Here is a 20,763-nt window from a genome sequence, read left to right as displayed (position 1 = left end):
TCGTCACGGTCCCGCGCGCGCTGCTGGCCGAGACCATCGACCTGATCGCCGTGCTCGTCCGCGACGGGCACGGCCGCCGCCTCGCCGAGCTGGCCCGCGTCGAAGGGCTCGACGCCGCGACCGGCGACTACCGCCTCACGCCGCTCACCACCCCCCAGACCGGAGACCTGCCATGACCAACGACGCCACGCCTCTCAGGACCATGAAGGGCCGCCTGCTCGGCGGCACCGTGCTCGACCGCCTCGGCCATATCGGCATCACCGCGGCCGGGCTGCTCTACGCGATGCCCGCCCATGCGGGCGGATCGTCGATGCCGTGGGAGGCGCCGCTCCAGTCTATCCTCGAAAGCATCGAGGGGCCGGTCGCCAAGATCATCGCGGTGATGATTATCATCGTGACCGGGCTGACCCTGGCCTTCGGCGATACGTCGGGCGGGGCACGGCGGATGATCCAGATCGTGTTCGGTCTGTCGATCGCGTTCGCCGCGTCGAGCTTCTTCCTCTCGTTCTTTTCCTTCGGTGGCGGAGCGATGGTCGCATGACCGGCGCGGCCGATCATGGCGAGCCCATCGCGGGCTACTTCGCGCCGGTCCACCGGGCGCTGACCGAGCCGATATTGCTCGGAGGCGCCCCGCGCTCGCTCGCCATCGTCAACGGGACGCTGGCAGGCGCGATCGGGCTGGGCCTGCGCCTCTGGATCGCCGGCCTCGCGATATGGGCGATCGGCCATGCGCTCTCGGTATGGGCCGCGCGGCGCGATCCCCAGTTCGTCGACGTGGCCCGCCGCCACCTCCGCTACCCGACATGGATGCAGCCATGATGAGCTTGCGCGAATACAGGAACGGCGCCGCGCATCTCGCCGACTTCCTGCCCTGGGCCGCGCTGGTCGGGACAAGCGTCGTTCTCAACAAGGACGGCAGCTTTCAGCGCACCGCCCGTTTTCGGGGACCGGACCTTGATTCCGCCACGCCAGCCGAGCTGGTCGCCACCACGGCGCGGCTCAACAATGCGCTGCGCCGTCTCGGCTCGGGCTGGGCAATCTTCGTCGAAGCGCAGCGCACGCCCGCGCTCGACTATCCGGAATCGGACTTTCCCGATCCGGTCTCGGCGCTGGTCGATATGGAGCGGCGCGAACAGTTTCGCGAAGAAGGCGCGCATTTCGAGAGCGACTATTATCTGACGCTCCTCTGGATGCCACCGGCCGAGGACGCCGCCCGCGCCGAAACCTGGCTCTATGAAGGCCGTTCCGGCACGGGCGTCGATCCGTGGGAATTGCTCCAGAGCTTTACCGATCGCAGCGACCGGGTGCTCAATCTGGTCGAGGGCTTCGTGCCCGAGGTTTGCTGGCTCGATGACGGCGAGACGCTGACTTACCTGCACAGCACGATCTCGACCCGGCGCCAGCGCGTGCGCGTGCCGGAAACGCCGATGCATCTCGACGCGCTGCTCGCCGACGAGCCGCTGACCGGCGGGCTGGAGCCGAAACTCGGCGACCATCATCTGCGCACGCTGACGATCACGGGATTCCCGAGCGTCACCTTCCCCGGCCTGCTCGACGAACTGAACCGGCTCGCCTTCGAGTATCGCTGGTCGACCCGCGCGATCATGCTCGACAAGACCGACGCGACGAAGCTGCTGACCCGCATCCGCCGCCAATGGTTCGCCAAGCGCAAAAGCGTTGCTGCGATCCTCAAGGAAGTGATGACCAACGAGGCATCGACGCTGCTCGACAGCGATGCCTCGAACAAGGCGGCCGACGCCGACACTGCCTTGCAGGAGCTGGGCGCCGACTACGCCGGCATGGCCTATGTCACCGCCAGCGTGACGGTGTGGGACCGCGATCCCGCCATTGCGGCTGAAAAGCTGCGGCTGGTCGAAAAGGTCATCCAGGGTCGCGACTTCACCGTGATCCCCGAGGGCATGAACGCGATCGAGGCGTGGCTTGGGAGCCTCCCCGGCCACACCTATGCCAACGTCCGCCAGCCTCCGATTTCCACCATCAATCTCGCCCACCTGATCCCCCTGTCAGCAGTATGGGCGGGGCCGGAACGGGACGAGCATTTCGGTGCGCCCCCCTTGCTTTATGGCAAGACCGAAGGCTCGACCCCGTTCCGGTTTTCCCTTCATGTCGGCGATGTCGGGCACACCCTCATCGTCGGGCCGACCGGCTCCGGCAAGTCGGTGCTGCTTGCACTGATGGCGATGCAATTTCGCCGCTACGAGAACGCGCAGGTCTTCGCCTTCGATTTCGGCGGCAGCATCCGCGCGGCTGCGATCGGTATGGGCGGCGACTGGCAGGATCTCGGCGGGATGCTCGCCGACGAGGCCGGGGACGGCGTGCAGCTCCAACCGCTCGCCCATATTGACGACCCAGCCGAACGCGCCTGGGCCGCCGAATGGCTGGCGGCGATCCTCGCATCCGAGAATGTGACCGTCGACCCGCAGGCCAAGGAGCATATCTGGTCGGCGCTGACCTCGCTCGCCACCGCGCCGATCGCGGAACGGACCCTGACGGGCCTTGCCGTCCTGCTCCAGAGCCAGCAGCTCAAGCAGGCGCTCGCGCCCTGGTGCGTGGGCGGAGCATGGGGCCGGCTGCTCGATGCCGAGACCGAGCGGCTTGGCGAGGCCACCGTTCAGGTGTTCGAGACCGAAGGCTTGATGGAAAGCGGCGCGGCCCCGGCCGTCCTGTCCTACCTGTTTCACCGCATCGCGGGGCGGCTCGACGGCAGCCCGACGCTCATCGTCATCGACGAGGGCTGGCTGGCGCTGGGATCGCCCGCGTTCGCCAAACAGCTTTCGGAATGGCTGGTGACGCTGCGTAAGAAGAACGCCAGCGTCATCTTCGCCACCCAGTCGCTCGCGCAGATCGAGGGCAGCACGATCGCGCCCGCCATCGTCGAGAGCTGTCCGACCCGGATATTCCTGCCGAACGAACGCGCGGTCGAACCGCAGATCGCGGTGATCTACGAGCGGTTCGGGCTCAACGCCCGCCAGATCGAAATCCTGAGCCGGGCGACGCCGAAGCGCGATTATTACTGCCAGTCAAGGCGCGGCAACCGCCTGTTCGAGCTGGGGCTTGGCGAGGTCGCGCTGGCCTTCGCCGCCGCCTCTTCCAAGACCGATCAGCGCCGGATCGCGGAGCTGGTGGAGGCGCATGGCGCGCCTGCCTTCGCGGCCGAATGGCTGCGTCACCGCGGCTGCGCCTGGGCGGTCGAGCTTCTTCCCGAACCTCAACCCGATCCGCTGGCCGGAAACCGGGAAGATACCGGCCAGCTCCCCCTTGCCTTGAAGGACATGATCCCATGAAAGCCACCATCCTGCGCCGCGCCATGCTGGCCGGCGCGATCGCCACGTCCGGCATGATCGGCACCACCGCCGCGACGCCCGCGCACGCCCAGTTCGGCGGGATCGTCTATGACCCGACCAATTACGCCCAAAACGTGCTGACCGCCGCCCGGTCGCTCCAGCAGATCAACAACCAGATTCAGCAAATTCAGCAGCAGGCGACGAGCCTCATCAACGAGGCGCGCAATCTCGCTTCGCTGCCGCTCTCGACGGTCGACGTTCTCCAGCAGCAGGTCCGGCAGACGCAGCAGCTGCTTAGGCAGGCCCAGCGCATCGCCTACGATGTCCGGGACATCCAGAGCGCCTTCACCGACCGTTACAAGGGCACCGCGCTCACCGGCACCAACGCCCAGATGATCGCCAATGCGAACGCGCGCTGGGAGGACAGCGTCGGCGCGTTCCAGGACTCCTTGCAGGTGCAGGCCGGCGTCGTCGGTAATATCGAGGGCGCGCGCACCACGATGAACAGCCTGGTCTCGGCCAGTCAGTCGGCGACCGGCGCGCTCCAGGCCGCGCAGGCGGGCAACCAGCTTCTCGCCCTGCAATCGCAGCAGCTCGCCGACCTCACCGCCGCCGTCGCGGCGCAGGGACGGGCGCAGTCGCTCGACGCCGCGCGGCAGGCCGCGATCGAGGCGGAGGGGCGCGAACGCTTCCGCCGCTTCTTCGGCCGCGACTGACAGGAGAAGCCGCATGTCGCGCAATGCAAAGATCGCCGGTGTCGCCGCGCTCGGCGGCATCATGCTGGCCGTGGCGCTCGCGGGCTCGCGCGAACCGCATGAACCGCAGCTTGAAGCCGTCCTGCCCGTCCTTGAAGAAGGAGAGCAGGAGAAGCGGCTGGCGCGCGAACTGGAACGCTGCGCCACGCTCACCATGCCGGATTCCGGCTGCGAGGCGGCATGGGCGGAAAAGCGCCGCCGCTTCTTCGGCAAGGATGCCGACGCGCCCGCGCCGGGCGAGCATCCTGCGCTTCCCGCCGCATATGACAGCGACGGCAGCCGGGCTGACGAGGCGATCCGGCCGGAGCTTCCCGGCCCCTTTGTCCCCGCCGATCAGGCCGGGAGCACCGCGCCGTGAGTGACACCGGGATCGTCGATACCTTCCTCGACACCTTCACCAGCTACATCGACAGCGGCTTTGGCCTGCTCGGCGGCGAGGTCGGCTTCCTGTCCTCGACCCTTATCGCGATCGACGTGACCATCGCCGGGCTGTTCTGGGCCTGGGGCGCCGATGAGGACGTGATCCAGCGGCTGGTCAAGAAAACCCTCTATATCGGCGCCTTCGCCTTCATCATCGGCAATTTCCAGACACTGGCGACGATCCTGTTCGACAGCTTCGCGGGGCTGGGGCTCAAGGCGAGTGGCGATGCCCTCAGCCTCGCGGAGTTCATGAAGCCCGGCACGATCGCTGCAAAGGGTCTCGATGCGGCGCAGCCACTGATCGACGCGATGGAGGCCTATAACAGCCTCTGGTCGGTGTTCGCCAATCTCGCGATCATCGCCGTGCTGCTGCTCGCCTATCTGATCGTCGTCCTCGCCTTCTTCATTATCGCCATCCAGATATTCATCACCCTGATCGAGTTCAAGCTGGTGACGCTGGCCGGATTCGTCCTGCTGCCCTTCGCCTTCTGGAACCGCACCGCGTTCATGGCCGAAAAAGTGCTCGGCCATATCGTCTCCAGCGGGATCAAGGTGCTGGTGCTCGCGGTCATCACCGGGATCGGCACGACCCTGTTCAGCACGTTCACGGCGACGGTCGGTCCCGAACCCGACGCGCGGCAGGTTCTGGCGATCGCGCTCGGCGCGCTGTCGCTGCTCGGCCTGTCGATCTTCGGCCCCGGCATCGCCAACGGGATCGTCTCGGGCGGGCCGCAGCTCGGCGCGGGCGCGGCGGCCGGCACCGTGCTGGCGGCGGGCGGCGCGCTGGTCGGTGGCGCCGCCGCCGCGAAGCTCGGCGTCGGCGCTGCCGCCTCGACCATAGGCGCGACCGGGCGGATGGGTGCGGCAGCCGCGCAAGGCGGCGCGCGCATGGCGGGCGGCGCGGCGGGCGCCTACAGCGTCGGCTCGCTCGGCAGGAGCGGCGCGGGCGCTGTGGCGGGCGGCATGGCCGCTGTCGGACAGACGGCGGCGACCGGCGCCGTCAATGCCGCGCTCTCGCCGCTGCGCCGGATGGCCGGCAAGGCGAGCGCATCCATGAAGGACAACTTCCGCACAGGCGCCCGCGCCGGGCTGGGCGTCGCTCCCGCATCGGGAAGTCCCGCGCCCGCGGCATCGCCGGCAGCCCCGGCTTCCGCGCCGCCCGCATGGGCCTCGGCCATGAAGCAGCGCCAGTCCGCGACCCACGGCGCGACCGTCCTCGCTCACACGATGAAGGCCGGCGACAGCCACGGCGGCGGCGGCGGTCCCGACGTCAAGGAAAGGGAGTGATCCGAAAATGTTCCGACGACCCACCATCCGCTACGGCCAGACCCCCGAACCCGCGACGCCCTACCAGCGCGCCGCGCAGGTCTGGGACGACCGCATCGGTTCCGCCCGCGTGCAGGCGAAGAACTGGCGCCTTGCCTTCTTCGGCGCGCTCGCCCTGTCCGGTGGGCTCTCGGCCGGACTCGTCTGGCAATCCGCCCGCGGCCATATCGTGCCCTGGGTGGTGCAGGTCGATCGGCTCGGCGAAGCGCAGGCCGTCGCTCCCGCCGAAACCGGCTACCGCCCGACCGATCCGCAGATCGCGTTCCATCTCGCCCGGTTCATCGAGCAGGTCAGGGCGATCCCGGCCGATCCGGTCATCGTCCGGCAGAACTGGCTCAGGGCTTACGATTTCACGACCGACAAGGGCGCACTGGCGCTCAACGACTACGCGCGCGCCAACGATCCGATCGCACAGGTCGGCAAGGTGCAGGTCGCGGTGGACGTCTCCAGCGTGATCCGTGCCTCCGGCGACAGCTTCCGCGTCGCCTGGATCGAGCGGCGCTATCAGGACGGCAGTCTCGCCGAGACGACCCGCTGGTCGGCGATCCTCACTGTCGTTGTCCAGACCCCGCGCACCCCCGACGCGCTGCGCAAGAACCCGCTCGGCGTGTTCGTCAACGCCCTCAACTGGAGCAAGGAGCTGTCGCAATGACACGCATGTCCGCCCGCCATGCCGCCAGCGCGGTTATGTTATTGTCCGCAACCGCGCTGGCCGGCTGCGCCACCTCATCGGCGAAAGCGCCGAGCATCGCTTACGATGATCCACCGCGCGAGATCGCGGCCACGCCGGCCGCACAACCGCCACGCGTGGTCGAGGTGGTGACTATCCCCGAACCGCTGCCGCTTCCGGGCCAGTTGAAGCCGGTCACGCAAAGCGCCTCGCCGCGAGAAGCGACCGATCCGCGCCGCCGCGTCGGGGCCGCGAACGCGGCCGCCCGCGTGCAACCCACCCGCGACGGCTATGTGAACGCCATCCAGCAATATCCCTGGACCGAAGGCGCGCTTTATCAGGTATATACCGCGCCCGGCCAGGTGACGGACATCGCGCTTCAGGAGGGCGAGCAGCTCGTCGGGCCGGGGCCGGTCGCGGCCGGCGACACCGTGCGCTGGATCATCGGCGACACGGTGAGCGGCAGCGGCGCGACGGCGCGCGTGCATATCCTCGCGAAGCCCACGCGGCCCGACATTTTCACTAACCTCGTCATCAACACCGACCGGCGCACCTATCATATCGAACTGCGCGCGACGGCCTCGACCTATATGGCGTCGGTGTCGTGGACCTATCCGCAGGACGCGCTGATCGCCCTGCGCGGCGCAAACGCCGCCGCTGCCGCCTCGGCCCCCGTCGCCACCGGCATCGACATCGCGGCGCTCAATTTCCGCTACCGGATCGAGGGCGACCGCGTGCCGTGGAAGCCCGTGCGCGCCTTCGACGATTCCGCGCAGGTGTTCATCGAGTTCCCGGCCGGGATCTCGCAGGGCGAGATGCCGCCGCTGTTCGTGACCGGCGCGGCTGGCGACGCCGAGCTGGTCAATTACCGCGTGCAGGGGCGCTATATGGTGGTCGATCGCCTGTTCGCCAGCGCGGAATTGCGCCTGAGCGACAAGCGCACCGAGCGGCGCGTGCGAATCGTGCGCGACGGCGCGGACACGTCCCGCAGGGGGCGGTGATGGCCGATCCCACCAATACGCCCGTCCAGCCAGCGCCGCAGGCATCCCCCCAACCCGCATCCGCGAACCCCGCCGCCTTTCAGCTTCGCGGGCCTGCGCCGCGCGTCATGCGCCTTTCGAGGAAGGCGCTGGCGACGCTCGGCGTGGTCGCGGGGCTCGGTATCGGCGGCTCGCTCTGGTATGCGCTCGCGCCCAAAGGAGAACAGGCGGCGAAGGAACTCTACAATACCGACAGCCGCGCCGCATCCGAGACCATCACCTCGGGGCCGAAGGATTACGGCCAGGTCCCGAAGCTCGGCCCCAGGCTTCCCGGCGATCTCGGCGGCCCGATCGTCTCGGCGCAGCAGCGCGGGGAGAATGTGCCCGTGCCACCGGTCGGCGCGCAGCCCGATCCGCGCATCCAGGCCGCCGAAGCCGCTCGCCAGCGCATCGCCCAGGAACGCGATGCAGCCCGCACCAGCATGGTGTTCCTCGGCGGAAGCAGCGCCGGGACCGGTGCGATGCCGTCCTTGCCGAGCCTCGCCATCGCAGCGCCGGAGGCCGCAGCTCCGCAACCGTCAGAGGCTGCGCAGGGCGACCAAGCCGCCAAGCGGGCGTTCATGGCGCAAGCGACCAATCAGCGCACTGTCAGCGCCGAGCGGCTGACCGCGCCGGCCTCGCCCAACATTGTCCAGGCCGGCAGCATCATCCCCGCCGCGCTGATCACCGGCATCCGTTCCGACCTTCCCGGCCAGATCACCGCCCAGGTGACGCAGAACGTCTATGACAGCATCACCGGGCGCATCCTGCTCATTCCGCAGGGCGCGCGGCTGATCGGCGAATATGACAGCGAGGTCGCCGCGGGGCAGACGCGTGTGCTGCTCTCCTGGGACCGCCTCATCATGCCGGACGGGCGCTCGATCGTTCTCGAGCGCCAGCCCGGAACGGACGCCGCGGGATTTGCGGGGCTACAGGGTCGCGTCAATCAGCATTGGGGCAATCTGCTGAAAGCCGCCGCCGTCTCGACCTTGCTCGGCGTCGGCGCCGAGCTGGGGGCCGACAGCGAGGACGACCTCACCCGCGCGCTTCGGCGGGGATCGCAGGACACCATCAACCAGACCGGACAGCAGGTCGTGCGGCGGCAGCTCAATGTGCAGCCGACGCTCACCATCCGGCCGGGGCATCCGCTCAGGGTCGTCCTGACGAGAGATTTGATCCTCGAACCCATCGGAGCAACGCGATGACCAAACTCAAGCTGGGGCAGATCCCCGAGGACAAGCCCGTCAAGCTCGCCGTGGAACTGCCCGCGCCGCTGTTCGAGGATTTACGGCGCTACGGCGAGATTCTCGGCGAGGGCAGCCCGATCCCGCCCGCGCGCCTGATCGCGCCGATGCTGGAGCGGTTCATGGCCACCGACCGCGCCTTTCGCCGGCATCGCGCGCAGGGGGACTGAAAGCCCGTTCGCGTGGTCAATTGCCAAAGAACTTCTTGTGCCGCGCTCGGCCCTCCGCCTCGGTCACGGCCATCTCGGCATTGAAGCATTCGTCGCCGCGCGTCGAGCCTTCCGCGCACTGTGTCAGAACCTGCCGGGCCTCGTCGAGATGCGCCGCGAAATATTGCTTGCCGCGCGGCTCCGCGGGCGCGGCGACGGGCACAGGACTCGCGACCGCTGCTGCCGGTTCGGCCGGCGCGATCACCGGGCGCAGAACGAAACCCGCTCCGAACCCGACGATCAGCGTGACCAGCACGATGATGAGTGTCTTTCCCTGCGTCATGACGGCTCCTTTCTCCGGTTGCAAATCAGGCCGGCCGTTGGTTGCGATCCCGCCTGTTAACGTCGCATGTCACTGTCTCGCGCGGTCACGGGATGTCGAAGGACAGCGCATAGCGGTCGCGCACGAAGGCGAGGAAACGCCTCAGCGCGGGATTGGCGTTGTCCTTTCGCCAGTAGCCCGAATAGTTGATGAAGGCCGGTCCCTGCTCGCCCTGGACGGGGCGATAGATGACGTCGGGATAGCGAGCGCCCGTCGCGCCCTCGCAGACGATCGACACGCCCAGACCGCCGCCCAGCACGCTCAGGATCGCCTCGCGGCTGGCCTGATGCATCCTGATATCGGGAGGCTCGCCCGCCATCATCAGGCGGCCGAGCAGCAGGTCGCGGATTTCCGGGCCGGGATCGGCGGCAGGCAGCAGAAAGCGCTCGCGCCGCAAATCGGTCCAATGAACGGCCTCGCTTGCGGCAAGGGCATGATCTGCCGGCAACGCGGCCATGACACGCTCGTTCCACAACCCCTCACGCCGGAATCCGGCATGGCCCGCTTCGCCGACCAGGACCGCGATATCGATCTCGCCCGTATCGAGCCCCGCGAGCAGCGCGCCCCGGTCGGCTTCCACGCCGTCGATCTCGACATCGGGATTTGCCGCTCGCCAGCCCAGTATGGTGGCGCGCAGATGGCCGGCCGAGATCGCGCTGTTGTGTCCGATCATAAGTCCCCCCGCGCGGCCCTGGCCCGCCGCCCGCATCGTTGCCACCATCTTGTCCGCGTTCGCCACCATCGACCGCGCCGCGCGGATGAACTGCGCGCCGGCGAGCGTCATGCTGACGCCGCCCTGCGAGCGGTTGAAAATCCGTCCGCCGATCACCCGCTCCAGCTTCAGGATGGCCCGGCTCAACGTCGACTGCTCCACGTCCAGCACCCTGGACGCGCGATAGAAGCTGCCATGATCCGCCGCGGCGATGGCGTAGCGAAGTTGGCGAATGTCGAAAGGCATATCTATTTCTTCAATCCGACATGGTCAGTACAATCTGAATGGCCGATACCGAGTATAACTCGGTATCGGCTGTAGAATCCCAAGGAAGGCACTCTGTTTTTATGCGCTAGATTAGCCGCTTTATGTCGGCATACTGGCCTTGAGTTTCCAGAAGCACGGTCACTTCGGCATCACCCCGATTGCGCCAATACCAACCATGATTGCCGTTAAACGCAGCCGTAATTACGCCTTCGCCCCTGGAAAGGCCGCGCTTCTTTTCGTAGCTGATCGATTGTCCGCCGCCGTCACCGTGGAGGTCGACATTCACGGCTCCGCCTTGAACGGTCCAGACGAAGCTCGCCTTTTCCCCTCGTTTCATCACGAGCTTCACCTCTGCACCCTCGCCGGGTTTCAGAGTGACGCTCATCCGATCAGTCCGGCCCGGCGCAGCGTCGACTGCGGGCGGGGCGTCGGCGCTCTGCCCAGGGGCGATGGTTCTTCCTGATGCAGCGGCCTCGATGATGGCCCTGCTTCTGGCATCATTCGCGGCGGTATCAACTTTCCTGTCCGCTTCGGCCTCTTCGGCGAGTTGGCGCTTTATATCCCCCATATCAGTGAAACCGAGCGCGCGGCCGATTCCGGTAGGATCGACACCATATTCGGCCGGGAGCACGATCGTGACGAGGAGCGCGACGGCTGTCACGGCAGCGATCACGGTCGAACGGATAAGCTGGCCGGATGACGGCAGTTCGGCTTGTGAGGGTATGGGCGAGTTATACATGGTTCAAATCCTTTGATCAGGCGACGACCCAGCCGGTGAGCTGATATCCGATCAGCACGAACCCGGCGGTCATCATCACGACGTTGGCGGTGTAGGCATGACGCCAGAAGCTCGGCGTTCGGCGCCAGAAGCCCATGATGATCAGAATGGCGGCGAGCGCGAGCAACTGACCGAGTTCGACGCCGACATTGAAGGCCAGCAGGTTAGGCAGCAGGCCGTCGGGAGAAATCTCATAGTCGATGATCTTGTTCGCCAAGCCGAAGCCGTGGCAGAAACCGAATATCAGCGTTGCAGCCTTGGTGTTCGGCTGGAAGCCGAACCAGCGTTGGAACGCCCCAAGGTTGTCGAGCGCCTTATAGACGATCGAAAAGCCGATGATCGCGTCAATAATATAGCTGTTGATGCCGAAGTCGAAGAAAACGCCCAGCAGCATGGTCGTCGAATGGCCGATCGCGAACAGGCTGACATAGATCGCGATATGCTTCATCCGATAGAGGAAGAAGATGATCCCGAACAGAAATAAAATATGATCGTATCCCGTCACCATATGTTTGGCGCCGAGATACATAAACTCCAGCAGGTGAACCCCGCTGATCTCCTGGATATAGCCCTTATCGCCTTCGGCGACGGCATGGGCGAAGGCGGTGCCGGTCCAAAGAACGAGGCTCAGCCCGGTCAAGAACAATAACAATAGGAGCCGGGAGGACGCACGTCGTCCGTGCGCCGGCTCAGTAAAAGCCTGTATCATGAGAATACCTGTCTATCTATGTGAATTGCCGCGCTGGCGCGGCGTCGCGGTCACATCGAGGACAGGTACTCCGGGGGGCGGTCCATAGGGTCGCTGTTGCGGCCGCTCAATATCGGTCCGGCCTGAGGTGGCCATCCCTGTTGCACAAGAGGGAGATCGACGCCTGACTGGGCAACACCGATAGGCGTATCATGGCTATGGTCGGCCGGGTTATGCCCATGCACATGGCCACGCACGCGCTCGCCATCATCGCCGTCGTCATGGATGTGGCCGTGGGCAGCGGATTGCTGCTTTAATTCGGCATGGCGTTCTGCCTCCGCAGCGAGCGTTGCACTAGGGGCGTGGCGTGCAATAGCCTGACAAGCGGAAAGTTGCACAGCAAAGGCGAGCAGGCCCAACAGAAAGCGGCGGAATGTTTGACTTGAAAACAGTGTGGACATGGCTCCGTCGCTGTTCTTTCCCGGCTGCGTCGGTTAGAGATATTTAGAGATAGCTTGAAACTCAGCCATCGCCTTTTCGCCGTGCGCCGGATCGCCACCGATGCAGTGGCTGAGGTGATCCTGGATCAAGGTTCGCTTGGCGGTCGCGATCGCCTTTTCGACCGCCTGCAATTGCATGGCGATATCGGAGCAGGATCGTCCGTTCTCGATCATGTCCACGATGCTGCGTAAATGACCGGTAGCCCGGTTGAGGCGTTTGACGATTGCGGGATGGGTCGAGTGAGGATGGGGATGGGACATCTTCTTATCATCGTTACCTAAGGTCATGCTGTCGAGACGTAGTTTTCGGTTCACCGACCGCCAGGTAGGAATTTGATCATGATGCCACCGACCGAAAGAGCGATCGACACCAGTCCTTTATTGACCTTTTAACCGCAACGAGGATAAAGGCAAGTATCCCCCTGGGGGGATATGCCCGACTCGTTGGAAACCATGCTCGCCGTTCTTGCGAACCGAACCTACCGGCATCTGCTGCTCGCCCAGGTCATCGCCCTGGTCGGGACCGGCCTTGCGACCGTGGCGCTCGGCTTGCTGGCCTACGATCTCGCTGGCGGCAATGCGGGCGCTGTCTTGGGAACAGCTCTCGCTATCAAGATGGTCGCCTATATCGGGATTGCGCCCATCGCCGGGGCCTTTGCTGATCGCGTCCCGCGCAGGGCGCTGCTCGTTTCTCTGGACCTCGTGCGCGCGGCCGTTGCGATCTGCCTGCCCTTCGTGAGCGAGATTTGGCAAATCTATGTCCTGATCTTCGTGCTCCAGGCTGCCTCGGCGGCATTTACGCCGACCTTCCAGGCGACCATTCCCGACGTCCTGCCCGATGAGCGCGACTATACCCGCGCGCTCTCGCTGTCGCGCCTCGCCTATGACATGGAGAATATCACCAGCCCGATGCTGGCGGCCGCCTTGTTGACCGTGATCAATTTCCATTGGCTGTTTTCCGGCACGGCGATCGGTTTCATCGGTTCGGCGCTGCTAGTCGTTTCGGTCATTCTGCCGCGCGCCGAGCGGTCAGCAGATCGGCAGGAAAGCCTCTATGCCAAGACCACGCGCGGGATGCGTATCTACCTCCAGACGCCGCGCTTGCTCGGTCTGCTGGCGATTACCTTGTCCGCCGCCGCCGCCAGCTCTATGGTAATCGTCAACACCGTGGTCATCGTCCAGAGCTTACTCGGGATGGCCCAACGCGACGTGGCGCTGACTCTGGCAGCTTATGGTCTGGGTTCGATCGCCGCAGCCCTGCTTCTGCCCCGATTGCTCGACAGGATCGATGATCGAAGGGTTATGGTCGGTGCAGCTGTCGCCCTGTCTGTGGGCCTCGGCGCAATGACCTGGATCAGTATCGCCGTTCCGGTCGGTCCTTCGTACTGGCACATGTTGCTCGCTGGTTGGGTCGTGCTGGGGATCGCATATTCGATGAGCGTCACGCCTTCGGGGCGGTTGCTCAAACGATCGGCCAATGCAGAAGACAGGCCGGCGCTGTTTGCCGCACAGTTTGCTCTCAGCCACATATGCTGGCTGATATGCTATCCGCTGGTTGGTCAACTCGGCGCCAATATCTCCATGACCGCTGCGTTCGGTGCGATGGCGATTTTTGCAAGTGCGGGCACGATTTTTGCCTTGCTATTTTGGCCGTCTGACGACCCCGATGTCGTGCCGCACGAGCATGACGATCTACCGAAGGATCATGAGCATATTCGTCTATATCATACGGGCGACGGTGCCGCACACGCCTATATGATCGACGATCTCCACCCGCATTGGGCGAGGCGGGCATGAGGGCCGTTCGCTGTCTTGCGGGAAGGTCGGGATTGCCGATTTGCGCATTTGCCGATAGTAAAAAGAAGATGCGCCTCGGCCAACGCCATGTCCTTCATGCAAAAGCCGCCAATCGATACCTCATCGTTGGCGCGCTGTTGGCCATGCTAGCGATGCTCAACGTGCTCGGCTTGAATGCTTGGCACAGTTCGATGGCCGGCCATGATGAGACGAGGATCGAAAGCGCTCTTGTCCAGCATGATGACGATAGTCCGTCCATGCCGGAAGTCGATCTTCATAAGGCGACCCACACGGTCATTCATGGGTTGGCGGACATCGTGCCTAGCACTGGCATGACTGCTACTTTCTTCGCCGTTTCAGGCGACTGGTTCGTTTCCAAAGACTTCGTCATCAGCGGTCTTTTACCGGAAGCCCTTCTGCGTCCCCCACGAGGCTGATGCCCGCGCGCCGACCGGCGTTCCGCAAGCATAACCTCAAGGAAAATCCAAATGACCGATTATATCGGCCAACGGCGCGTTCGCGTGGCGCTGTTTGGCCTGTTCACGGCGGCCGGCGGCCTGATGTGCACAAGTGTAAACGCGCAAACCGCCCCGCCTTTCGCAGAACTCTTTCGCGAGACACAGGAAGCGCCGCGTCAGGTGATCCTGGAAGCAGATGTCGAACGCGCCGAGGGCCTGGCCCGGCAAGCACGGGCACGGCCCAATCCCAGCATTGGGGTGATGACCGAGAACATCGCCGGTCAACAGCCCTATAGAGGTTTCGACCGGGCCGAGAGCACACTGCAACTCAACCAGGTCATCGAGCTGGGCGGCAAACGCTCCGCGCGCATTGCGGCTGGCGAAGCGGGAGTCGTAGCCGCTCGCGCCAGGAGCAGGGATGGTCGCCTGGCCTATGCCTATGATCTTGCCCGCGCTTACGGCGCGGCGGAGATCGCTGATCGACGAATCACTCTGGCGGAAGATGAAGTCGAGGAGGCCGAGACTGACCTGCGTGCTGCACGCGCGCTCGTTGGGGCTGGAAAGGAAGCGCGGCTGCGCAGCCTTCAGGCCGAGACCGAGGTCAATTCTTTACGGGCATCCGTGGACACGGCGAAGGCCGAGCGGGTCGGCGCCTATGCGCGCCTTTCCGCGCTTGCTGGTCAGACGACACCGTTCACTACCTTGTCCGAACCTCTCCTGGGAAGGTTCGAGGCGCGGTCCGGCTATGGTCCCGTGGACCCGATGCAGACCGCACCTTACCTCGCCGCCAAGGCTGAGCGAGAGGCGGCAGCGCATCGTGTGATCGTGGCACGGCGTCAAGCAGTGCCGGACGTGACGGCGTCAGTCGGCGTCCGTCGTTTGGAAGTCGACAAGGCCAATGCGATCATCGCGGGGATAACTGTCCCCTTTCCGCTGTTCGATCGCAATCGCGGGAACATTGCCGCCGCCCAGGCGGAGCTACGCGGCGCGGAAGCGCGGGCAAATGCTACCTTGCTAGAATTGGAAGCAGAAATCAGCGCCGCTGTCGCCCTCAACGAAGCGGCGGACGCGCGTGTCGCAGCGGCCGAACAGACGCTGCGAACGGCAGACGAGACCTACCGGCTTGCTCGCATCGCCTACGAGTCCGGCAAGTCGCCCCTGATCGAACTCATCGCGGCAAGGCACGGGCTGGGACTTGCGCGCGGGGTCGTTCTCGACGCTGCCGCTGCCCGCCTCGATGCCCGCGCCAATCTCGCCCGTCTCCAGGGCCTCACCATCACCGGAGAACCGGTCCAATGAACGACAAGAACCGCCTCTATGCCGGTGCCGCCCTTGGGCTGGTCGCCGCCGCCGCGCTCGGCTTCGGTGCCGCGCGCCTCACGCAGCCTTCCGCCTCTGCTCCGGCAGCAGAAACGGAGTCGCAAGCTTCGGCTGCACCAACCGATACGATAGCCATATCGCAGCAGGGCATCGCCGCGTCACAGATCGGCATTGCTCCCGCCGCGTCCGGTGAACTGGACGCGGCGATCCCGGCCGCCGCCACGGTTGAAGCTACGCCGGATGCCGAGGCGGTGTTGACCGCAAGAGCGCCCGGCACCGTGACCCGAATCTTCAAGCGGATCGGCGATCCCGTCGGGCAAGGTGAAACCCTCGCTCTCGTTGAGAGCCGGGATGCTTCGACGATCGCCGCCGATCAGGCGGCGGCGGCGGCGCGCGTCACGCTCGCCAACCGCCAGCTCGCGCGTGAGCGGGGCTTGCTGGCGCAAGGTGTGAGTCCGAGAGCTGACTATGAAGCCGCCGAAGCGAATCTCGCCGTCGCACAGGCCGATGCCCGCCGGGCGAGCGCGGCTGCGGGCGCAGCAAGGGTGTCGAGAGACGGCCGCTCGGTCGCGGTGGTGAGCCCGGTCAGTGGCCGCATCACGTCGGCTCCCGCCAATCTCGGCCAGTTCGTCGCTGCGGAAACCGAACTGTTCCGCGTTGCCGATCCGCGCCGTCTGCAAATCACGGCCAGCATTCCTCCGGCAGACGCCGGGCGCGTGCGCACAGGCGATCGCGTCGAACTCACCGTCAGCGACGGCCGCACCATCGAGGGCCGCGTCCGGTCCGCGACCGGCGTGATCGATCCGCAGAGCCGGGCAGCGACCGTCGTCATCGAGCCGAAGGGTGACGCGGGCTTGCTCGCTCCGGGGCAGCTCGTCCAGGCGCGCATTTTTGCGAGCGGCGGTGCCGTCAAAGATGGCGTTATGGTGCCGCAGGATGCCGTGCAGACGATCGGGGATCGCACCGTCGTCTTCGTTCGGACCCGTGACGGCTTCAAGGCGCAGACGGTCCAGGCCGGCAGCCGCAGCGGCGGGCTCGTTGCCATCGTCTCCGGCCTCAAGGCCGGGACGCCGATCGCCACCACCAACGCTTTCCTGCTGAAAGCCGAACTCGAAAAGGAGTCGGCGGAATGATCGCGCGTATCCTCAGCCTCTCGGTGAGGGGGCGATGGTTCGTCGCCTTCCTCGTCCTCATCATCGTCGGCATCGGCGCATGGCAAATCACCAAACTGCCGATCGACGCCGTGCCCGACGTCACCAACCGTCAGGTGCAGATCAACACCTTCAATCCGACGCTTGGTCCCGTCGACATGGAAAAGCAGGTCACGTTTCCGGTCGAAACCGCGTTGGCCGGTATTCCCGGCCTCACCCTGACCCGATCACTGACGCGCAACGGATTCAGCCAGGTGACGGCGGTATTCACCGACGACACCAACATCTATTTCGCGCGGCAGCAAGTGACCGAACGGCTCGCCCAGGCAAGGGATAGCCTGCCTGCCGGCGTCCAGCCCAATCTGGCGCCGCTCAGCACCGGCCTCGGGGAGATTTTCTTCTACTCGGTCGCCTTCCGCCATCCCGACGGGAAGGGCGTGAAGATCGAGAACGGAAAGCCCGGCTGGCAGTCGGACGGCAGCTATCTCACGCCCGAAGGCGAGAAGCTGACGACCGAACTCGCCAAGGCGGCTTATCTGCGGACGGTGCAGGACTGGATCATTCGCCCGCAGATGCGGACGGTGCAGGGCGTGGCCGGCGTCGATTCCAACGGCGGCTATGTGAAGCAGTATCTCGTCCAACCCAACCTCAATGCGCTGGCTTCCTATGGTCTCTCGATCACGGAGCTGGCAGACTCGCTGGAGCGGGCCAACCTCTCTGCCGGTTCCAATTACATTCGGCGGGCCGGTGAAAGTTTCCTTGTCCGCGCCGACGCACGCCTCAAGTCGATCCAGGACATTGAGGAGGCGGTCGTAGCCACGCGCGCCGGCGTGCCGGTGCGTGTGAAGGATGTCGGTCACGTCGAGATCGGTGGCGCGGTCCGCACCGGCTCGGGCAGCCGCATGGGATCGGAGGCGGTCATTTCGACCGTGCTGATGCTGACCGGCAGCAACAGCCGGATCGTTGCCACCAGCGCGGCAGACAAGCTCACGGAAATCAACCGGGCACTTCCACCCGACGTCTTCGCGGAGCCCGTTTACAATCGTTCCAAGCTCGTCAACGCCACCATCGCCACTGTCGAGAAGAATCTCGTCGAAGGCGCTTTGCTCGTCATCGTCGTCCTGTTCCTGCTGCTGGGCAATATCCGTGCAGCGCTCATCACCGCGGCAGTGATCCCGATCACCATGCTCATGACCGCTACCGGCATGAACAGGCTCGGCGTGTCGGGAAACCTCATGAGTCTCGGCGCGCTCGACTTCGGCTTGATCGTCGACGGCGCGGTCATCATCGTGGAGAACGCGCTCAGACGCCTTGCGGAGCGGCAGGAGCATGAAGGACGGCTTCTTACCCGATCCGAACGCATGGAGGAAACCACACTCGCCGCACAGGAGATGATCCGGCCGACCGTCTATGGCCAGCTCATCATCTTCCTGGTCTTCGTGCCGCTGCTCACCTTCCAGGGCGTCGAGGGTAAGACCTTCGCGCCGATGGCGATCACCCTGATGGTGGCGCTCGCGTCCGCCTTCGTGCTGTCGCTGACCTTCGTGCCCGCCATGATCGCGCTCGTGATCACCGGCAAGGTCAGCGAGACGGAGGTGAAGCCGATCCGCTGGTTCAAGGAGAAATACGCGCCACTCCTGACCAAAGCGGTGGCGCATCCACTGCCGTTTGTCGCCAGTGGCGCGGGCGTGTTCGTGGCGGCGATATTCGCCTTCGGCCTGCTCGGCGAGGAGTTCATGCCGCAGCTCGACGAGAAGGACATCACCGTTACCAACTTCCGCGTGCCCTCGGCCTCAATCGACCAGTCGACGCAGATGCAGCTTCAGATAGAAAATGCGCTGAAATCGCTACCGGAGGTGGCATTGGTCTTTTCCAAGAACGGCAACGCCGACCTTGGCACCGACCCGATGCCGCCCAACGCCTCGGACACCTATGTCATCCCCAAGCCCGAGGATGAGTGGCCGGCCGAGGTCAAGTCGAAGGAGGACATCCTTAAGCGAATCGAGGAACGGATGAAGCCGCTGATCGGCAATCGCACCGAGATTCAGCAGCCCATTCAGATGCGCTTCAACGAACTCATCGCCGGCGTGCGCGCGGATGTCGCGGTCAAGCTCTATGGCGACGACCTCGGCGCGATGAGTGCCCAGGCCAACCGGATCGCCGGTATCCTTCGCTCGATACCGGGCGCCGGTGACGTCAGCGCAGAGCAAACATCGGGTGCGCCGACCTTCGACGTTAAGATCGATCGGCAGGCTGCGGCGCGTTACGGCCTGTCGGTCGAGGAGGTGGCGAACACCGTCGCCGCCGCGCTCGGCGGGCGCGAGGCCGGGCTGCTGTTCGAGGGCGATCGGCGCTTCTCAGTGGTGGTGCGACTGCCGGACGCGCAGCGCGACGATCTGGAAACGCTTGGCGCGATTCCGGTCATGCTGCCCGCAGGACCGGGCGAGGTCGCGCGCTCGATCGCGCTGCGCGAGGTGGCACGGTTCAGCTACACACAAGGGTTGAACCAGATCAGCCGTGAGAACGGCAAGCGCATGGTCGTCGTGCAGGTCAATGTGCGCGGTCGCGATCTCGGGGGCTTCGTCACCGAAGCCCAGGAGAAGATCGGCCAGCTCAATCTGCCCGCTGGCATGTATACCGATTGGGGCGGCACGTTTGAAAGCCTCCAGTCGGCACGTTTGCGCCTGCTGATTGTGGTTCCGATCTGCTTCCTCGCCATTTACGCACTGCTTTACATGGCGCTCGGCGGCTTCGTGCCGGCGGCGATCGTGTTCTCGGCAGTGCCGATGGCGCTGGCGGGTGGGGTGTTTGCGCTGCTGTTGCGTGGCATACCCTTCTCGATCACGGCGGCGGTTGGGTTCATCGCCCTGTCGGGCGTCGCCGTGCTCAACGGCCTCGTCATGATGAGCGCGATCCGAAAGCGGCGTGACGATGGCGTCGATGAGGATGAAGCGATCATCGGCGGCGCGATGGAACGTGTCCGGCCAGTGCTGATGACCGCATTGGTCGCCAGCCTCGGCTTCGTGCCGATGGCGCTCGCCACGGGCACCGGCGCCGAGGTGCAGCGTCCGCTCGCGACAGTCGTGATCGGGGGCCTCATCACCTGCACGGCGCTCACCCTGCTGGTCCTGCCGGCGATCACTGCGCTCATGTCCCGCTACATGGCCGGGCGCGGGCAAAGGGATGAGCGCGCAGAGCCGCATGAGCCCTTGCCGGCCAACTAGCAAGAGGGGCCGGCGGCGAACCGCAAACGTCGTCGGCCCCTCGACACGAAACGAAGAGAGGACAGCGTTATGACAGCCAAATCCTATTCCTTGCTCCGTATCTTCACCGATGAACTGGCGATGAGCGGCGACCGTCCCGTGTTCGAGGTGATTCTGGAGAAGGCGAAAGCGCATAAACTGCTTGGAGTGACGGTCCTGAACGGGCGTGTCGGCTTCGGGCATTCCAAACTGATTCATGCCTCTGGCTTCCTCGATCGCAATGATCCCCTGGTCGTTGAAATCGTCGACGAAGACGAGCGCCTTCGGACGTTCGTGACGGAGATCAACACCATACGTAGCATCGGGCTCATCACGATCGCGCCGGTCGAGACATTGCTCGGCGCGCGCGACGATCAAGCCTGAAAAGGCCGTCGAGACGTCGGGAGCTGAGCCATGTTCACCGTCGAGAATGAAACCGTCATCCACACGTCGCTTCCGCGGGTTTGGACCGCCATCACGAGGTTTGACGATTACCCTCGCTGGCATCCTTTCGTCAGAATAACCGGTCACGTCCGTCAATGAGGTGTAATTTGGGGTGTGGTCACCGGGCTGCATGGTC

The 20,763-nt window shown here is 65.2% G+C and carries 23 protein-coding genes and 1 pseudogene; 18 read left to right on the top strand and 6 right to left on the bottom strand.

Translation table 11 applies throughout. From position 1 onward, the window contains the following. The 11 genes and pseudogenes from AX724_RS09920 to AX724_RS09870 form a co-directional block, all read left to right on the top strand. A pseudogene (locus AX724_RS09920) lies at positions 1-176 on the top strand (P-type conjugative transfer ATPase TrbB); the annotation flags it as partial. Then, a complete protein-coding gene (locus AX724_RS09915; RefSeq protein ID WP_099046471.1) occupies positions 173-541 on the top strand; it encodes a TrbC/VirB2 family protein in 369 nt (122 codons plus the stop codon). The pseudogene AX724_RS09920 and the gene AX724_RS09915, both read left to right, overlap by 4 nt. After that, entirely contained in the window at positions 538-819 is a 282-nt protein-coding gene (locus AX724_RS09910; protein WP_021244356.1) for a VirB3 family type IV secretion system protein, read from the top strand. The genes AX724_RS09915 and AX724_RS09910 overlap by 4 nt, the downstream gene beginning before the upstream one ends. Next, complete coding sequence (trbE, locus tag AX724_RS09905; protein WP_060977345.1) at positions 816-3,305, top strand: conjugal transfer protein TrbE; 2,490 nt, start codon at positions 816-818, stop codon at positions 3,303-3,305. Before AX724_RS09910 ends, trbE begins: the two co-directional genes overlap by 4 nt. Next, positions 3,302-4,021, top strand: a complete 720-nt coding sequence (gene trbJ, locus AX724_RS09900; RefSeq protein ID WP_060977346.1) for a P-type conjugative transfer protein TrbJ — start codon at positions 3,302-3,304, stop codon at positions 4,019-4,021. Before trbE ends, trbJ begins: the two co-directional genes overlap by 4 nt. Positions 4,022-4,034: 13 nt before the next feature. Beyond that, complete coding sequence (gene trbK-alt / locus AX724_RS09895; protein WP_075151007.1) at positions 4,035-4,418, top strand: putative entry exclusion protein TrbK-alt; 384 nt, start codon at positions 4,035-4,037, stop codon at positions 4,416-4,418. Then, positions 4,415-5,767: a P-type conjugative transfer protein TrbL gene (gene trbL, locus AX724_RS09890; RefSeq protein ID WP_060977347.1), complete on the top strand. Its 1,353-nt coding sequence runs from the start codon at positions 4,415-4,417 to the stop codon at positions 5,765-5,767. The genes trbK-alt and trbL overlap by 4 nt, the downstream gene beginning before the upstream one ends. A 7-nt stretch (positions 5,768-5,774) precedes the next feature. Further along, the gene (trbF, locus tag AX724_RS09885; RefSeq protein WP_060977348.1) at positions 5,775-6,458 is read left to right on the top strand and encodes a conjugal transfer protein TrbF; all 684 of its coding nucleotides are present in this window, start codon (positions 5,775-5,777) and stop codon (positions 6,456-6,458) included. Further along, positions 6,455-7,477 (top strand): P-type conjugative transfer protein TrbG, encoded by a 1,023-nt coding sequence (gene trbG, locus AX724_RS09880; protein ID WP_060977349.1) that lies wholly within the window; start codon positions 6,455-6,457, stop codon positions 7,475-7,477. Before trbF ends, trbG begins: the two co-directional genes overlap by 4 nt. Then, the gene (locus AX724_RS09875; RefSeq protein WP_060977365.1) at positions 7,477-8,700 is read left to right on the top strand and encodes a TrbI/VirB10 family protein; all 1,224 of its coding nucleotides are present in this window, start codon (positions 7,477-7,479) and stop codon (positions 8,698-8,700) included. Before trbG ends, AX724_RS09875 begins: the two co-directional genes overlap by 1 nt. Then, positions 8,697-8,909: a DUF2274 domain-containing protein gene (locus AX724_RS09870; RefSeq protein ID WP_060977350.1), complete on the top strand. Its 213-nt coding sequence runs from the start codon at positions 8,697-8,699 to the stop codon at positions 8,907-8,909. The genes AX724_RS09875 and AX724_RS09870 overlap by 4 nt, the downstream gene beginning before the upstream one ends. A 16-nt stretch (positions 8,910-8,925) precedes the next feature. Here the strand turns inward: AX724_RS09870 and AX724_RS09865 are convergent, their stop codons facing one another. The 6 genes from AX724_RS09865 to AX724_RS09845 form a co-directional block, all read right to left on the bottom strand. After that, a complete protein-coding gene (locus AX724_RS09865) occupies positions 8,926-9,231 on the bottom strand; it encodes a hypothetical protein (protein WP_060977351.1) in 306 nt (101 codons plus the stop codon). A gap of 85 nt (positions 9,232-9,316) precedes the next feature. Then, on the bottom strand, positions 9,317-10,228 hold the full coding sequence (locus AX724_RS09860) for a LysR family transcriptional regulator (protein WP_060977352.1): 912 nt from the start codon (positions 10,226-10,228) through the stop codon (positions 9,317-9,319). Between the two features lie 106 nt (positions 10,229-10,334). Continuing rightward, complete coding sequence (locus tag AX724_RS09855; protein ID WP_060977353.1) at positions 10,335-10,988, bottom strand: hypothetical protein; 654 nt, start codon at positions 10,986-10,988, stop codon at positions 10,335-10,337. A gap of 16 nt (positions 10,989-11,004) precedes the next feature. Next, positions 11,005-11,667, bottom strand: coding sequence for a HupE/UreJ family protein (locus AX724_RS09850; RefSeq protein WP_223811305.1), 663 nt, complete (start codon positions 11,665-11,667; stop codon positions 11,005-11,007). 119 nt (positions 11,668-11,786) lie between these two features. Then, a complete protein-coding gene (locus tag AX724_RS23340) occupies positions 11,787-12,176 on the bottom strand; it encodes a hypothetical protein (protein WP_124811103.1) in 390 nt (129 codons plus the stop codon). A gap of 33 nt (positions 12,177-12,209) precedes the next feature. After that, positions 12,210-12,530, bottom strand: coding sequence for a metal-sensing transcriptional repressor (locus AX724_RS09845; protein ID WP_443018688.1), 321 nt, complete (start codon positions 12,528-12,530; stop codon positions 12,210-12,212). Between the two features lie 117 nt (positions 12,531-12,647). Between AX724_RS09845 and AX724_RS09840 the strand changes: the two genes are divergently transcribed. From AX724_RS09840 to AX724_RS24925, 7 genes are all read left to right on the top strand, one after another. After that, complete coding sequence (locus AX724_RS09840; RefSeq protein WP_435653441.1) at positions 12,648-14,012, top strand: MFS transporter; 1,365 nt, start codon at positions 12,648-12,650, stop codon at positions 14,010-14,012. Between the two features lie 32 nt (positions 14,013-14,044). Continuing rightward, positions 14,045-14,449: a hypothetical protein gene (locus AX724_RS09835; protein WP_124811104.1), complete on the top strand. Its 405-nt coding sequence runs from the start codon at positions 14,045-14,047 to the stop codon at positions 14,447-14,449. Positions 14,450-14,500: 51 nt separating this feature from the next. Continuing rightward, positions 14,501-15,769, top strand: coding sequence for a TolC family protein (locus tag AX724_RS09830; protein ID WP_060977357.1), 1,269 nt, complete (start codon positions 14,501-14,503; stop codon positions 15,767-15,769). Then, positions 15,766-16,923 carry an efflux RND transporter periplasmic adaptor subunit gene (locus AX724_RS09825; protein ID WP_060977358.1) on the top strand — a complete coding sequence of 386 codons (1,158 nt, stop codon included), beginning with the start codon at positions 15,766-15,768 and terminating at the stop codon, positions 16,921-16,923. Before AX724_RS09830 ends, AX724_RS09825 begins: the two co-directional genes overlap by 4 nt. Further along, complete coding sequence (locus AX724_RS09820; protein WP_060977359.1) at positions 16,920-20,165, top strand: efflux RND transporter permease subunit; 3,246 nt, start codon at positions 16,920-16,922, stop codon at positions 20,163-20,165. Before AX724_RS09825 ends, AX724_RS09820 begins: the two co-directional genes overlap by 4 nt. 90 nt (positions 20,166-20,255) lie before the next feature. Then, a complete protein-coding gene (locus tag AX724_RS09815; protein ID WP_197421534.1) occupies positions 20,256-20,567 on the top strand; it encodes a DUF190 domain-containing protein in 312 nt (103 codons plus the stop codon). A 30-nt stretch (positions 20,568-20,597) separates the two neighbouring features. Continuing rightward, complete coding sequence (locus tag AX724_RS24925; RefSeq protein WP_156439072.1) at positions 20,598-20,726, top strand: SRPBCC family protein; 129 nt, start codon at positions 20,598-20,600, stop codon at positions 20,724-20,726. The last annotated feature ends 37 nt before the right edge of the window (positions 20,727-20,763 follow it).

It is taken from the genome of Sphingobium sp. CCH11-B1 (assembly GCF_001556865.1).
In the GTDB taxonomy this organism is placed as follows: domain Bacteria; phylum Pseudomonadota; class Alphaproteobacteria; order Sphingomonadales; family Sphingomonadaceae; genus Sphingobium.
This window is presented reverse-complemented; position numbering and strand designations above follow the sequence as displayed.